This window comes from uncultured Nostoc sp. (genome assembly GCF_964247315.1).
Lineage (GTDB): Bacteria > Cyanobacteriota > Cyanobacteriia > Cyanobacteriales > Nostocaceae > Nostoc.
Genome location: NZ_CAXTTT010000044.1, coordinates 1 through 14,933, shown reverse-complemented (window position 1 = coordinate 14,933; position 14,933 = coordinate 1). Strand labels below are relative to the sequence as shown.

Sequence of the window (14,933 nt, the reverse complement as noted above, 5' to 3'; positions counted from 1 at the left end):
CAATTTTGGCACAGTTAAACAACAACATTACGCATTTGCTTGTGACTATGCCAGATTGATTTTAAGTTTCTTCAACGGGAATAACCTGCTGCTTGATTTCGTCGTGTTTCACTTCCATTGTGGACTCTTTGGGGAAAACCAAAGGCGTATTGGAGGCGACAATGCCACCTGATACAACTATTTTAAAGGCGTCTTCAATCGACATGGAGAGGTTTACCACCTCGTCTTCAGGAACAACTGCGTACCATCCGGTAGTCGGATTTGGGGTGGTGGGGATAAAAACACTTAGCACAGGGCGAGACATCTGGGCTTGGATATCACTGCTGATTACACCAGTAACAAAAGCGATCGCCCAAATTCCTCGGCGAGGGTACTCTACCAAAATTACCCGACGAAACTTACCATTAGAATCTTTCAGTATTGTTTCTAAAAGCTGTTTGAGAGTTTTGTATACTTGTCCTGCTAAAGGAATTGCTTGTAATAATCGTTCACCAAAATCTAACAACCACCGCCCAGCTATATTCCGAGCCATCAAGCCCATCAGTAATATACTTAGTAGTGGTACAGCTAATCCTACTAATAAATTAAGTATATTTACTAAAAAAGGGTTTAACCCATCAAAGGGATTCAATTGTTTGGGAATTTGGGTGAGGAAGTTGATTACCCAAGTCGCAATGGTAATTGTCAGCCAGATAGTGGTTGCTAAGGGAATTATTACCAACAAACCAGCAATCAGGTCGTTTTTTAAGTCCTGTTTTAGGCGATCGATTACCAAGCCTCGATTCTCCTGTTTTAAGCTAGAGGAACTTTTGTTATTTGTATCTATACCAGCAGATTCGTCAAATTCCGAAGGCTTTAACTTTGGCAGATTCTGCCGCAAGTAACTGTCTACAACGCCAGCAAGTTGCCTGCTGCTGGAAATTAGCTATTTTCCTATAAGCATACACATAGACATTAACCAATCCGATGGCGACTGGTTATTCTTAGAGGATGTTACTTTTCTTTATAAGAGTTGTAAATGATTGTTGCAAGTTTTTAAGTATTATTAATCTACCGCGCTTAATCAAAAGCTGCCCATAACTGTGAAAGTACCACCGGGTAAACTAATAAACTATTTTATCTTGTCAGTCACTCACTGTTGAGCAGGGGTAACTTTTATGAAAATGTTCTGTTAAAAATATTAATTTATTAAGTATTTCCAAGAAATAAATTATCCATCTTGTAGGGTGAGTATTCTGCCTACCCTGAATATAGAAGAGATGGGGATACCTTTCCCGTTAGAGAAATTGGGATATTTTTTATTTGGAAGTTTCTTTTATCTAGTCTTGAATTATGAAAAACAAGATCCCCGACAACTTTTACGAAGTCAGGGATCTGTATAGCACATCTGTGCGCCCTATGATTTTGCGATCGCTATACTGGAAATCCTTCTAATCTCCAGCTCTCTTCACGCCGCATCAACCTGTGTAGTTTCAGAATCCGCGCACTGCACCTGTTGCCTACTCTCTTGTACCAAAATTGCTGTTGTATCTAAATTAGGTTTTGGTAGATACTTCATTTCCCAGACTTTGAGCAAAATCAGGTATTCGTAGAATGCCTGCAATGTACACCAAGCAACTCCGGCGCGTCCATCTAAACATCCGCCTAAAATAAAATACATATATATAAACCGTAGCAACGGCCTGGCGGGCAAACGCAAAGACAAATCTTTCAGGGCACGCCGTCTTTCGACTTCTGATTTCCCAAAGAATAAATCTTGCCAGTTAACTTTACCCTGTTCTAACTGATACAATGTTTCTTGAGCTTCATCCGTAGAATAACGGTTGTGCTTGTCAATCCAGCGGCTCAAACCTTTGCTACAAGTGTAGTGTGGGTATGTTTCTTTTAAAAAGCTAGTTGCACCCTCACAAACTTCCCGCTCAGTATGACCGTAATCTGTAAACCACACTTTACCGTGGCGGAAGAGTCGCATTTGGTAACGGGGATACTGTGTGCTGTAGCGAATCCAACGATTCATGAACATGACGCGTTCAGCCACGTAGTAACCGATGTAGTCTGGGTTCTGACTTGCTTTTTTGCATTCCGCAAACAGTTCTGGTGTCATGCGCTCGTCAGCTTCGAGAATATAAACCCATTGATGCTTTGGGGGGATAGACTCTAACATCCAGGTGCGTTGGCGTCCGTGGCTTTCAAAAGCGTGTTGGACAACGCGGATGGGATAGCGACTGGCGATTTCCACAGTGCGATCGCTACTGCATGAATCCACAACAATGATGTCATCTGATAACATCGCCGATTCGATACAAGCAGCAATATCTAGTTCTTCGTTATATGTCAGTATGTAAATTGAGAACATTACTCAAGTTTTATAGCGATTTTACTCAGTGATAATTGCCTTTTTATGGTTATTAGCTATTAGGCGCATGGCAGTATCAGCCGTCAGTAATGTTTGAATACGTCCTACTGCCATGCCAATAGTGGATTAGCGTGCGGCAGCTCTAGGTTTACCACCTTGTATAGCACCCCTACCTCTTAAACCTGTCCAGCCGATGATAATGTAACCAATGGACAATAGCAAACTGCTAATACCAATCCGCAGTCCAGACTTCCAAGCAGTATCTTTAGCTTGTTGCAGTGCTTCGTCTCGGCGCTGGCGAAGTTGGCTCAGTTGTTGAGTTTGCAGCGTTTGAATATCTGTTTGTTGTTCGATAGCTTTGTCAAGTACTTGGGGATTTGTTTTAGCCTTCTTGAGTAACTCTTTTATATTTGCGGGAATTTGAGGGCTTTCAATTGCTTGCTTATATTTTTGGTCATCTTTGAGGATTTCACTAAACTGAGCTTTGGTTTGGTTTCGCAGCTGATCTAGTTGCGCTTTTCCTTGGTCAGTATTCAGTTGTGCTTGCAATTGCGATAAGCGAGTGTTCAGTTGATTTTCTGCTTGGTCTGCTTCTTGGGTGATTCGGTTGAGTGTTTGAGTCTTAGCTTGATTGACGTTATTTAGGTGCAGGGGAAAAATCAGCAAGAACATCAATCCTAAAATACTGGAGATAATCGCGGCGGGAAATCTTAAATCGATACCTTGGGGGCGATCGCTTGCTGCATCAGCATTCTCAATCCAATAGGCAGCAAACAGAAGCCCCAAACCGACTAGAGGAACAATTCCTCGATCGACGAGCGCTGTTCCCAAATTGATTTGCCATACGCGATCGGTGGGTTGAAAGGGTAACAACAGAATCAAAAAGTCAACGAAAAAGGACAAAATGCAGATTATTCCAACTACCTTAAGTGTGAGAGCAGTACTCACGGAAGTAAAACGGTTGACCATAGTTTTTCAAACTGGTGGTGAATACGAGTGATTTTCATATTTCAAGCTACTTGAATATTGTGCCCATGACTATGACTATTGTGTAAAAACACAAAGCAGATTCAATATTGCTAAAGGCTATCTGCCTCTTGGTTTTCAACTAGACCACAGTAACATTTGTTATCTACAGTGTCTTTAGGAAATTCCTGGTATTTTAAGATACTAAATTTATGCGGGGCTAGAGAAACAGACTGATTAATTACCCAATCTCCTCAATCGCAGTTCTCAATCGGTCGTAATACAGACCTTTTATAGGGGATTACAGATGTGCGTTGGTGTCAACTTAAATCTAAACCTTTGCAATCAGGTTGTATCGACTTATCGCCCGATTTAAGCAAAGAAGCAATTATTACTTAGATTACATACTACTACAAAAGTTAAGTTTATACTTAGAAAAAATTTTTGCGAGTATTTTGCTTGCTATACTTACATTAATTTTCTTTTGTATGAAGTACAAAGCTACGGGTTTTGAGGCAGGAGGTAGAAACTCTTTATAATTGATGCGTGAGTCCTGCATTTTGTACCTCAGTTACTTACAAACTCCTGTATTTATACTCTTTTTTGCTAATTCCTAAAAAAATGAGCAAATCGGAAATAATAACTAATAATCAGGTGTGAACTTTACTGGAATCAGTTCGTCGATGATTTACGGAAAGCAAAAAGAGTGAATTTGAAGGAGTTAGACTCTGAAAGGCTTTGAATTCAAAGGTGTTGAAAAACTTATTGGCCCAATAGCCGCGCTTCTCGGATTTGTGTATTTGTTGCAATGGTATATTGGAGACTTGCGATCGCCTTCCGATCCCATCTTTGAAAGTAAACAGCCGCCTTTGATCATGAAACAGGGCGACCCCTACATCCGCGCTTTAATGCGAACTATCTCGGCAAGTGAGGCTAGTGGAAACCGTCCCTATTCGCTGTTGTATGGGGGACAGCAAGTCAACGACCTCAGCCGACATCCTGAGATATGCGTCACAATTATTACAGGACCCAACATAGGGAATTGTTCTACCGCTGCTGGTAGATATCAAATTATCAACATTACTTGGTATCGTTTAGCCCCTCGTTATCACCCAAAGCCGATGCGGATGATGTTTTGGACTGCTTATAGTTTTGAAGCAGAATATCAAGATGTAGTAGTTTACCGTTGGTTAAATGATTCTAATGTTTGGGGAGCTGATATTTCGCAACTGTTGCGTCAGGGAAAGTTAAATGATGTTTTGCGGCGACTATCTCCCACTTGGACAAGTTTGGGATATGGCATAGAAACTAATTCTGTTAGTAACTCTTTGCCTAAAGTTTATCAGAAAATGTTGCAAGAGGAATTAACCGCAGCTAAACAACCAACAGTCCCGAATTTGCCACCATCCCCAACTCCTTCTAGCAAGGCAGTAAAGAAGTAGTGAATTTCTCTTAATTTTTAATTTACTGCGGACAAAAACTTTTGATATTTTCTACAAATGCCAAAGTATTTTCAAAGTGGATATTGTGTCCAGTATTACTAATTATTTTTATCTGAGCAAATTCACATATTTTAGCTATTCCTGTATTAATAGATATAAATTTTTTATCGTATTCACCCACTAGTAAAAGCATGGGAATTGTATTGCATTGTAGCTTTTCCCATAAAGAAGGTTGACATCCAGTACCCATAAAGCGTAGTGATTTATCTAATTCCTGTGGATTGTTTTGCAACCGACTTTCTACCATGCGATCGTATTCTGGATGATTTGTTATATAACCAAAAATCGGCTGATTATACCAATTTGATAGAAAAGCAGCAAAATCACTTTTTTCAAAAATTCTTGTTAATTTTCTAGCTATTTGTGTATCAAGTTTAATCCGTTCTAATCGTTCTGCTGCTGTTGGTAAACCTGGAGAAGCTGACTCCAGCACAACTTTATGAAAACGTTCTGGAAAATGCAGGGTTAGGTATAAAGCCAATCTTCCACCCATTGAATAACCAACTAAAAAGCATTTAGCAATTTTTAACTCATCCAGTAAGTTGATTATTGCTTCAGCAGTTGGTTCTATTTTATAGTATTCATCAGTTCCTAAAATTTGGGTTTTACCATGTCCTGGTAAGTCCAGGGTGAGATAAGAAAAATATTCACCTAGTAATGTTATAGTTTCATCAAATTCATTAATGTTTCCCATGAAGCCATGCAATAAAATAATTAGTGGTTTATCTAAAGTGCCAGTTAAAGAATAATGAAATTGATAATTTTTTTGAATCATAGTCTAGCTAAAAATCATCGTAATTGTACAACATATTATTTGATAAAATAAGCTTTTACCTCCTTCACTTCTAAAAAAAGTGAATAAAAAAAAGTCTATAAAAATAGGTTGTCTACCAGTTCGCAATCTGATGTTGCTAGAGTGAATATCACGATGCACTATTAAATTTTGATGTATGCTGCTAGTGCATCAGCAATTTGGCAAATGCATTTTACATTATTTTTCTAATTTTTAAGGCAAAAATCGATCTAAAGCAGCTTTTAACTGTTTAATTTCAACGTCAATATTACCTTCTTGTGCGGCTCTACCAATACACTCAGTTAAATGTTCATCCAAAACAATTCGCGCTACCCGATCTAATGCGCCCCGCACTGCGGCAATTTGCAGTAGAACATCAGGACAAGGGCTACTTTGCTGCACCATTGCCTTAATACCACGAACATGTCCTTCTATACGCGATAATCGATTGACAATTCGCCGTAAAGACTCTTCACTATGGATGTGAGGATGAGCCAACTCTCCAGTTCCATGAGTAGAATCTGTATGCTCGTGATCTGTATCGTGATGGTGGGAATGTTCTACTTGCTGGGATATTGGCAAGGATTCCTTACCTAATCGGTTTGATCCATTCATGGGCTATCAAAAGGCTTGTATTACTAAGATCCTAGTCTAGTACTCGACCAACCCAAAATTTATGAGTTGGGAGTGGGGAATAAGGAAGGGTTAGAATTTCATTCATTTAGTTTAGAGACTTATTAATCAAGTTAAAATACTCATTCACGAGTATCAAAGACTCATTTCTCTAGTTTCAAGACTCCCTCATCTCCCCACTCGCTACTTCCTACTCCCCACTTCCCTTAACTTTACTACTGACGATTGGCTTTTTCTTGAGGAATAATCTCCGTTACTACCCTACCGCTAGAACTGCCACCTTTGACAAGAATATTTTCTGTTTGCAGATTACCAACTGCTGTTTCACCCACAAAATTTAATGGTGGGTCAATTTGTCGGTAAACAACATTTCCCTGAGCTTCAACTAACTTATTATCTAAATACCAAGTTAGTGTATTGGATCTTAGAGACTGGCGACGCTGACCAACGGCGTTGACATTACCTGTTAAATAAACGGTTTTTTGTGGTATTTTCATTTCACCTTGATTAGCTGTCACTGTAACGTTTTCGGCACGCTGGAACATTCGCGTCGGCGAGTTTGTAGTGACAGTTTCTGCGTTCATGTTCCAGGTCATAGAGTTACTAGCTATTTGCATTGGTGGGTCTAGTAATTCTAGTTGAGCATTTTTTTGGACAGTGGCAATTTTTGTTTTTAAGTTGACTTCGGCAGAATTTCCCTTGCCGCGATCGCTAATTTTATTATCTTTATAGCGGTCAATTTCTAGGGGGCGATCGCCAATCAGTTTTTCTTCTTTAATATTCCAGATTAAATGTTCAGTTCTCACTTGCATCTGGGGATCGATAGAATTTGCTACTACTCCTCCAGAAAATTCCATTCGCTGTTCGCGGGTTTTAACTCGCACTTCCTGCGCTACTGCTTGTAGTTTTTTATGAGTACCGTTAATCTTGTTACGAACAATCAATAAATCTTCTTTGGGACGCCATTCTAATTCATTACCTTGCAACACAATCCCATTATTAGGATCTGTAGCAAATATTTTACCTTTAAGAAACAACTGCTTTCCATCTTGTTCAATGTCTGCTACATCTGCCTTTATTTGGTAAACAATTTTGCCATCTTGATATAGTTCACCATAAGGATTTTCAGCCTGACCAATTTGTTTTTCTTTAGTGTATTTTGCCTGGTTAGCCCTGACTTTCCAAATTGGTCTTCCCACTTCATCTGCTTGTTCTAGGGTGACATCATAGAAAGTCAAATTGCTATCTGGATTAGATGAATCCGCAGTGTTTTGTTGGGAAGCTAGCGGGAATTTGCCCCCGCAGGCGACTAAACCAAATATTAATAAAAGTAAAATAAGAAACGAGGGAGTGGAGGAGAAATTTTGAATTTTTCTCTTTCCCCATCTCCCTCTTTTATGAAATTGATACGCCATTATTCTTGGATTTCTAGGTGTCCGTCACTAGTTCTGGGGTCTTCCAAAAAACCGATACCAGATAACGGTCGGTATGGATAGCTTTGGCGAGGGGTTTTTTGAATATCTTCTTTGATAGCTTCTAAATCAATGTAGCGATCGCTTACATTAATTAAGCTATCGCTAGTCATCGAACGCAAGCTCACTACTTCTACCCGTACGCCACGATAGCTGACTGAATTTACCGCATAAGCTAAATCCCCATCACCGCTAACTAAAACTGCGGTATCATAAGAATCTACTAGTGCCATCATGTCTACTGCTATTTCTACATCCAGGTTAGCTTTTTTCGAGCCATCTGGTAGTTGGACTAAATCTTTAGCAATGACTCGATAGCCATTGCGACGCATCCACAGCAGAAACCCCTGTTGCTTCTCGTTTGTCCGGTCTACACCAGTGTAGAAAAAAGAACGCAGTAATCTAGAACCTCCTGTTAATCGACATAATAACTTCGTGTAATCTATTTCAATACCTAATTGCAGTGCAGCATAAAATAAATTTGAGCCATCAATAAATATGGCCACCCTACCCCGATTCTCCAAAACTTGTTCTGGCGTAAATATTGAATCGTTTTCTAAATTATTCAACATCATTGTGATACCTCAATTTTTATCCCTGTTATTTTTGATACAAATTACCAACTTTTAGATGCTAGTCACAGCGGCTTATGATAATGTTCTGCGGCTAATTTAAATTCAGCCACGATAAATTTTGTGAGAAAATAAAAAAATTGAACAAAATCAGAGTTTGATAAGGACTAATCGTTTTTCGGAGGTTCTATTCGCTGAAAAACAGGTTGGTGTTTACCCAACTGTTGTTTGCTCGATAGTAGCCCCCATGTAGCATGGGTGGCAAAAGGGGCGGTAATTGAACTTTGTATTTGATCGTTAAAGTTTATTCCAAAGCCTAGCTGCTGATAAATATCGCTGCTGATGTTCGGAATAATTGGGGATAGCAGATAAGCTGCTAGTCTAACTGATTCTAGAACTGCGTAGAGAACCTTTTCCACCGACTCCTGTTGTCCCTGTTTATATAATGACCAAGGAGCTTGTTCATCAATAAACTTATTACTGGCTTGTGCCAGTGAAAGTATGGCCACGCAGGCTTGACTGAAGGCTAGCTCCTGATATGCTTGTTTTACCTGTTCCCCTAGACGTAAACCAATGGCTTTCAAAGGATTTTCGTCAGAAATCGCTTCATTACCTATTGATGGGAGATTATTCTCAGCGCAGTACTTCTTCACCATGCTCAAGGTGCGATTGAGCAAATTACCTAAATCATTTGCCAAATCTGCATTCAGAACATTAATGAATCTAACTTCATTAAAATCTCCATCTTTGCCAAATTCGATTTCCTTAAGGAAGTAATAACGAACGGCATCACTACCATAGCGTTGAACTAACGCCACAGGATCAAGGGTGTTACCCAGACTTTTGCCCATTTTCTGCCCGTCTTTGGTCAAAAAGCCATGCCCAAATACTCTCTCTGGCAAGGGTAAGCCAGCCGACAACAGCATTGCTGGCCAGTAAACTGCATGGAAGCGGAGAATATCTTTACCAATTAGGTGCAGATCGATTGGCCACCATGTTTCTAAAGCATTTGCTAAAGTTGGTTCTGCATCTGGTTCAAGTAATGCTGTGACATAACCTAGCAGCGCATCAAACCAGACATAAAGGGTATGCTTAGGATCGACTGGTACGGGAAAACCCCAATCTAAATTCACTCGTGAAATGGAAAAGTCTTGCAGTCCTTGATTGACAAAGCTGAGAACTTCGTTGCGCCGACTTTCTGGTTGAATAAAATCCGGTTTAGATTGATAAAATTCTATCAGCTTGGTTTGATATTTGGATAAGCGGAAAAAATAGTTTTGTTCGTCTCGCCACTCCACTTCTTTGTTAGTATGAATTGGGCAACGGTGTCCTTCTAACAGATCCCGTTCTTCTTTGAATTCTTCGCAGGATACGCAGTACCAGCCTTGTTGTTGTCCCTGGTAAATATCATCAGATTCCCAGACTCGCTCAAAGAATTCTTTAACGATCGCTTGATGACGAGGTGCAGTAGTCCGACTAAAGCGATCGTATTGAATATCTAATAATTGCCATAAACTGACGAAACTAGGGACAATTTCATCACAAAATTCTTGTGGTGCTTTGCCTAAACTTTCTGCCGAACGCTGAATTTTTTGCCCATGTTCATCTGTACCTGTAATTAGTAATACCCGATGCCCTAGTAACCTGTGAAATCGCGCTACTACATCGGCTGCGATCGTTGTATAAGCACTGCCTATATGAGGGACATCGTTTACATAATATAAGGGTGTAGTCAGGGCAAATGTATTTTCTGTTTTATTCACTAGATTCATGCAAAATAAAAATTAACTTATTAAAACGTTTTACATCTTAGCTTTTGGTGGCAAAACCACGCCATTATACAATATTATTCCTATTTTTTCCAATAACGTCTTCATCCTAGCAAATTTATTAGGTCAAAAATTGTTTGGTAATATGCATCAATTAAACTCATTTTTACCTAAAAAATCGAAATTAACTAATCATAATTTTTTTGAATAGTTTCTATTAGATATTCTTGTGTTCAAGAATACATAATTGAGAACGCAGAAAATCTAGTTACTTTTGGAGATTAGATATTTCTATCTTAAGACGGTCATGACAATAGTAAAGAAATGTAAAACTAAAATTAAGACGAATTGCCATATTTACCGGAAAATATATTGATTAGGTATGAGTGGAAATAGCCCCCTAGAGATTTCTCGCGCTTTGGTGGCGGCATTCTCAACGCAAATGTTCCGCTATTACGAAGACCGCATTCCCCAGGATGCCAGGGTGGTAGTAGTCAGCAATCATCGCAGCTTTATGGATGCACTGATTTTAATGGCGGCGTTATCGAATCCGATTCGCTTTGCTTGCCATCACTACATGGGACAAGTGCCAGTCATGCGGGAGATTGTCATCGGTCAATTGGGGTGTTTTCCTTTGGAGGAAACTCAAAACCGCCTGCAAAGCTTTTTTTTGCAGTCGCAGGTGCTATTGCAGTCCAAGCAGATGGTGGGAGTATTTCCAGAAGGGACTACACCAATGGTGAAATTTACTCAGCCAAATCAGGTGGGTGAGTTTCAGCGGGGATTTGCCCATTTGGCATTACGAGCGAATGTGGAGGATTTAGCTATTTTGCCGATCGCGATCGCCTCCTTAGAAGAGGTAAACACCAATGGCTTCCCTTTAAGGCTCTTGAGTGTATTCGACCCTTCAGAACCTTTATTTAATCAAAGTGGTTGGCATCCTCTGGTAATTTATCGTCGAGTTGCGGTGTTAATCGGTCGTCCTTATTGGATTACGCCCCAACATCATAAAAAATATCATGGCAAACAAGCCAGAACTGTTGTGGCTGAACTGACACAACACTGTCACGGCGAAATTAGTAATTTACTGCGTCAAGGTTGCTATTAGAATCAAAAGCACCGAAGCTTTTATAAGCAACAATCAGCAGTTCAAAAGTTTTATATCAATGATCGATGACTATCACAGAAGTTGAGCTAAACCCCTGTTTTCTAACTCCTAAACGAGTACAGCCAGAGTATCCGCTATTGGTATATTTGCCAGGAATGGATGGAACTGGTCAACTATTGCGATCGCAAACTGCTGGATTAGAAGCTGGCTTTGATGTCCGTTGTTTGGCGCTCCCCCGAAAAGACCTTAACACTTGGGATGTGCTTACTAAGAGTGTATTGGACTTGATCGATGCCGAATTAAAAAAAAGCTCTCAAAGACCAGTTTACTTGTGTGGTGAGTCCTTTGGTGGTTGCTTGGCAATGAAAGTGGCAATCCAAGCACCCGATTTATTTAAGCGAATTATCCTAATTAACCCAGCTTCAGCCTTTCAGCTTCGCCCTTGGTTAAGTTGGGCATCCCAGCTAACTTACTTAGTGCCATCAGGATTGTATGATGTTGGCGCACTAGGCTTGTTGCCATTTTTAGCATCTTTGCCACGCATTTCTCAAAGCGATCGCCACGAGCTGCTAAAAACGATGCGTTCTGTCCCCGCAGAAACCGTTCTTTGGCGGTTGTCTTTACTGCGAGAGTTTCATATTGATGAGGAACAGTTAAGGCATTTAACTCAACCAGTTTTGTTGATTGCTGGTGCTAGCGATCGCCTTTTGCCTTCTGTAAATGAAGTCAACCGGATAGCGAACATCTTACCAAATAACAAGATTGTAGTGTTGCCTAATTGTGGACACGCTTGTTTGCTAGAGCAAGATACTAATCTCTATGAAATTCTTAAAGATAACGACTTTTTAGAAAGTCAAGCTGATATGGGTACGGGGCTAGAGGTTATAAAATAATTAAACAAACTCAAAACACACTATGACCAAAACAACTGTCAAACTGCAAATTCCTTTTGAATCACTCTTAGATGCCATTGCCAACCTTCCTTTAGAAAAAAAACATCAATTGTGGCAATTATTAAATGAGGAAATTAACCAACGCGAAGGAAATTTGCTTCCAGAAGACTCTTATGATTGGGGTTCCCAAGGGCAGCCAAAAGGCAAGCCAATAGAATATATATCTGGAGTTGGGCTAACAGTTATTGGTGGCAAGGATGCTCCAACCTGATTTGCTTGAGTGTGGCGACATGGTTATAGTAACTTTGCCTGCTAGTAATTCTAGAGGACGTGAACAGCAAGGAACTCGACCTGCTGTAGTGGTCGGTATACCTTGGGGAGAAGTCCGCTATCCAATGCTAATAATTACACCTTTAACTACCCAGAGGGGTTCTTGGGTGTTAAATACTCCCAACTTATACCCGCGTTTGTTGGCTGGTGCTGGTGGTTTGCCTCTGTCTTCCATTGTCTTGCTAGATCAAACGCGTGGATTAGATATCAATAGAGTTTTGGCGTATTTGGGAACACTCACGTCTGAGCAATATGTTCCTATTCTTGATGGATTAACACAGTTGTTTAGACAACAAAATAGTTAATCTTAAACTGATATTTACGTTACTTCTTAAACAAGAAGATTTGAAATGACGGTTCAACGAGGTGAAAGATAAGTGCTATTCAGCTTCTTTGAGCCACTCTTCATAACTACAAACAAGCAAACGCTGTTTCACCTTGTCAATGGCTGAAGCCTTTGGCACATCAGTTGTTCTCACACGATACATATCATTTAGAACAACGCCATAATGCTTTGTTGTGTAGTAAGCCACGACTTCTGCTAAATTTCGATCTGACATTTCATCATAAAGCAATGCCAACAGTGGTAAATAGTCTTGTGTTTCTATTCCATTCGGAAAAGCACACTGAATCAGCTTATAGGTACTTAAAAGATAAGGTGCAATAGTAATTTGCATAATTAATTTCCTCTTAAAGGGCGAGGCAGATGGATATACACATTGAACTTTACACCCTGAGAAAGTGCTGCTCTGACCGCTTTGGCATCTGCTGTCATTGTCACAATTCCTAACTGATCCCCTGTTCCTAGAATAATGATATCATTTGTCCCCAAACTCCTAGTCGGCTGTAAGTTTAGGGCTACAGTTGAGGGATTGTCAGGTATGATGTTTAATCTTTGTATAAATCTACTTGATCTCGTCTGTTCTGATACTCCGCCTGACCATTGAATAATATCAGTAACTTCTTTCAACGCTATTTGAGTAATTACCATTTGTTGCCCTTGTACATATTGTCGTAATTCATAGCGCACAGATGAGCCTTCAGAAATAAACGCAAACACAGTACCTGTATCTAGATTGACCATTTCAACGCCATACTCAACGCGATTATTTTATGGGAGTTAGGTCACTTTCGGTAAAAGCGTCACAGGAATTGTTGATCTATAACTTGTACTTGTGGGGAGATGTCAAAGCCCCTCAAACTTCGCTACAACCAAAAAAGAGAGGCTTTACAAGATGGTGTCAAGCAATGGCAGACAAACCCCAAAAAAAAGAAGTGAATAAATTAGTTAATTCACCTAGAGAAACTTCAGAATTAAAAATCCAGGCTCAATCATCAGTAGAAAATGAACCGTCTATAGTAGAGTCTTTGATTAAAACTGTTGCTGAGACTGGTCAAGCAGTTTTAGACACAGCAATGGGGGTGGGAGAAGCGACAGCGAAAGAAACACATAAGTTCATTGAGCAAACAACTCAAACCAGCGGTCAGGTTGTGAATCGCCTCAGCGAAAATTGGCTGATTAGAAAACTATCTGGAGTATTAAATCTCAACTGGCTGATTAGCGATACTAACCTTGTTGATTTGGAACAAGCAGAAGCGGCAGTAAACAAACTCAAGAAACAGTATCCAAATGAATCACCCAGCCAGCTTGCTCACCGAATCATGGTGGAAAAAGCAACTAAAGCAGCCACAGTTGGATTAGCCACTAGTTTTTTGCCAGGAATAGCAGTGGCATTGTTGGCAATTGATTTAACAGCCACAACAAAATTGCAGTCAGAAATGCTTTATCAAATTGCATCTGTCTACGGGCTAGATTTAAAAGACCCTGCCCGTAAAGGTGAAATTTTGGCAATTTTTGGGTTGGCTTTGGGTGGAGGACGTTTGTTGAAAGCTGCGGGATTAGGGTTGCTGCGAAATTTGCCCTTGGCGGGTGCAGTGATTGGAGCTAGTTCAAATGCGACGATGATCTATTCATTGGGGTATGCTGCTTGTCGATTTTACGAAACCAAGCTGGATGAATCTACTTCCTTGGCATCGCCACAGACATTGGCAACATTAAAAGCCGAAAGTGAAAAGTATCTAGAAAGTGCGATCGCTCAACAGGCTCTCATGGATCAAATCTTAGTTCACATGATCCTAGCTAGTCATCCAGAAAAGACTTGGCAAGAAATTTTACCAGAATTAAAAGCTTTAAACCTTAGTTCTACTTCGTTGGATGCCATTGCCCAAAATATCAAATCGCCCAAGCCTTTAGATGTATTGCTCAATCAACTGAATCGTGATTTTGCCATACCTTTGTTGGCTCAATGTTACAAAATTGCCCAGCTTGATAATCAAATTACAGCACTTGAGCAAAAAATAATCGAAGCGATCGCCAGCAAATTTGATATTGACAGAAATAAAATTGGGGCATAGGGCATAGGGCATAGGGCATAGGGCATGGGGCAGGAGGTAAAAGAGTAGAGTTTATAGCTTCATTAACGAATATCAAAGACTCGTTAATGGAGTTCTGAGGTGGATTAATGAGTATCAAAGACTC

At 40.0% G+C, this 14,933-nt stretch carries 16 protein-coding genes; 6 read left to right on the top strand and 10 right to left on the bottom strand.

Features of this window, described 5'->3' with window-relative positions:
* Positions 1–61 precede the first annotated feature (61 nt).
* From ACFE93_RS14945 to ACFE93_RS14935, 3 genes are all read right to left on the bottom strand, one after another.
* Complete coding sequence (locus ACFE93_RS14945; RefSeq protein WP_375474062.1) at positions 62–826, bottom strand: DUF502 domain-containing protein; 765 nt, start codon at positions 824–826, stop codon at positions 62–64.
* A gap of 621 nt (positions 827–1,447) precedes the next feature.
* Complete coding sequence (locus ACFE93_RS14940) at positions 1,448–2,356, bottom strand: glycosyltransferase family 2 protein (protein WP_375474031.1); 909 nt, start codon at positions 2,354–2,356, stop codon at positions 1,448–1,450.
* Positions 2,357–2,482: 126 nt separating this feature from the next.
* Positions 2,483–3,325 (bottom strand): HpsJ family protein, encoded by an 843-nt coding sequence (locus ACFE93_RS14935; protein WP_375474030.1) that lies wholly within the window; start codon positions 3,323–3,325, stop codon positions 2,483–2,485.
* 791 nt (positions 3,326–4,116) lie between these two features.
* Here ACFE93_RS14935 and ACFE93_RS14930 point away from each other — a divergent pair.
* Positions 4,117–4,764, top strand: coding sequence for a glycoside hydrolase (locus ACFE93_RS14930; RefSeq protein WP_375474029.1), 648 nt, complete (start codon positions 4,117–4,119; stop codon positions 4,762–4,764).
* A 22-nt stretch (positions 4,765–4,786) separates the two neighbouring features.
* On the opposite strand, the gene menH is transcribed toward ACFE93_RS14930, so the two are convergent.
* The 5 genes from menH to metG all read right to left on the bottom strand — a co-directional run bounded on the left by menH (position 4,787) and on the right by metG (position 10,066).
* Complete coding sequence (gene menH / locus ACFE93_RS14925; protein ID WP_375474028.1) at positions 4,787–5,599, bottom strand: 2-succinyl-6-hydroxy-2,4-cyclohexadiene-1-carboxylate synthase; 813 nt, start codon at positions 5,597–5,599, stop codon at positions 4,787–4,789.
* Between the two features lie 231 nt (positions 5,600–5,830).
* Entirely contained in the window at positions 5,831–6,232 is a 402-nt protein-coding gene (locus ACFE93_RS14920) for a metal-sensing transcriptional repressor (RefSeq protein WP_375474027.1), read from the bottom strand.
* Between the two features lie 233 nt (positions 6,233–6,465).
* On the bottom strand, positions 6,466–7,665 hold the full coding sequence (gene lptC / locus ACFE93_RS14915; protein WP_375474026.1) for an LPS export ABC transporter periplasmic protein LptC: 1,200 nt from the start codon (positions 7,663–7,665) through the stop codon (positions 6,466–6,468).
* Entirely contained in the window at positions 7,665–8,294 is a 630-nt protein-coding gene (locus ACFE93_RS14910) for an NYN domain-containing protein (RefSeq protein WP_094348455.1), read from the bottom strand. Before ACFE93_RS14910 ends, lptC begins: the two co-directional genes overlap by 1 nt.
* Positions 8,295–8,461: 167 nt before the next feature.
* Positions 8,462–10,066, bottom strand: coding sequence for a methionine--tRNA ligase (metG, locus tag ACFE93_RS14905; protein ID WP_375474025.1), 1,605 nt, complete (start codon positions 10,064–10,066; stop codon positions 8,462–8,464).
* Between the two features lie 379 nt (positions 10,067–10,445).
* On the opposite strand from metG, the gene ACFE93_RS14900 reads away from it, so the two are divergent.
* The 4 genes from ACFE93_RS14900 to ACFE93_RS14885 all read left to right on the top strand — a co-directional run bounded on the left by ACFE93_RS14900 (position 10,446) and on the right by ACFE93_RS14885 (position 12,699).
* A complete protein-coding gene (locus tag ACFE93_RS14900) occupies positions 10,446–11,171 on the top strand; it encodes a lysophospholipid acyltransferase family protein (RefSeq protein ID WP_375474024.1) in 726 nt (241 codons plus the stop codon).
* A gap of 65 nt (positions 11,172–11,236) precedes the next feature.
* Positions 11,237–12,064 (top strand): alpha/beta fold hydrolase, encoded by an 828-nt coding sequence (locus ACFE93_RS14895; protein ID WP_375474023.1) that lies wholly within the window; start codon positions 11,237–11,239, stop codon positions 12,062–12,064.
* 22 nt (positions 12,065–12,086) lie between these two features.
* Positions 12,087–12,335: a hypothetical protein gene (locus tag ACFE93_RS14890; protein ID WP_375474022.1), complete on the top strand. Its 249-nt coding sequence runs from the start codon at positions 12,087–12,089 to the stop codon at positions 12,333–12,335.
* Positions 12,322–12,699 (top strand): type II toxin-antitoxin system PemK/MazF family toxin, encoded by a 378-nt coding sequence (locus tag ACFE93_RS14885; RefSeq protein ID WP_375474021.1) that lies wholly within the window; start codon positions 12,322–12,324, stop codon positions 12,697–12,699. Before ACFE93_RS14890 ends, ACFE93_RS14885 begins: the two co-directional genes overlap by 14 nt.
* Positions 12,700–12,774: 75 nt before the next feature.
* On the opposite strand, the gene ACFE93_RS14880 is transcribed toward ACFE93_RS14885, so the two are convergent.
* Entirely contained in the window at positions 12,775–13,071 is a 297-nt protein-coding gene (locus ACFE93_RS14880) for a DUF3349 domain-containing protein (protein WP_375474020.1), read from the bottom strand.
* 2 nt (positions 13,072–13,073) lie between these two features.
* Positions 13,074–13,478 (bottom strand): DUF1308 domain-containing protein, encoded by a 405-nt coding sequence (locus ACFE93_RS14875; RefSeq protein ID WP_375474019.1) that lies wholly within the window; start codon positions 13,476–13,478, stop codon positions 13,074–13,076.
* Between the two features lie 164 nt (positions 13,479–13,642).
* Here ACFE93_RS14875 and ACFE93_RS14870 point away from each other — a divergent pair, with 164 nt between their 5' ends.
* Positions 13,643–14,809, top strand: coding sequence for an EcsC family protein (locus ACFE93_RS14870; protein WP_375474018.1), 1,167 nt, complete (start codon positions 13,643–13,645; stop codon positions 14,807–14,809).
* The last annotated feature ends 124 nt before the right edge of the window (positions 14,810–14,933 follow it).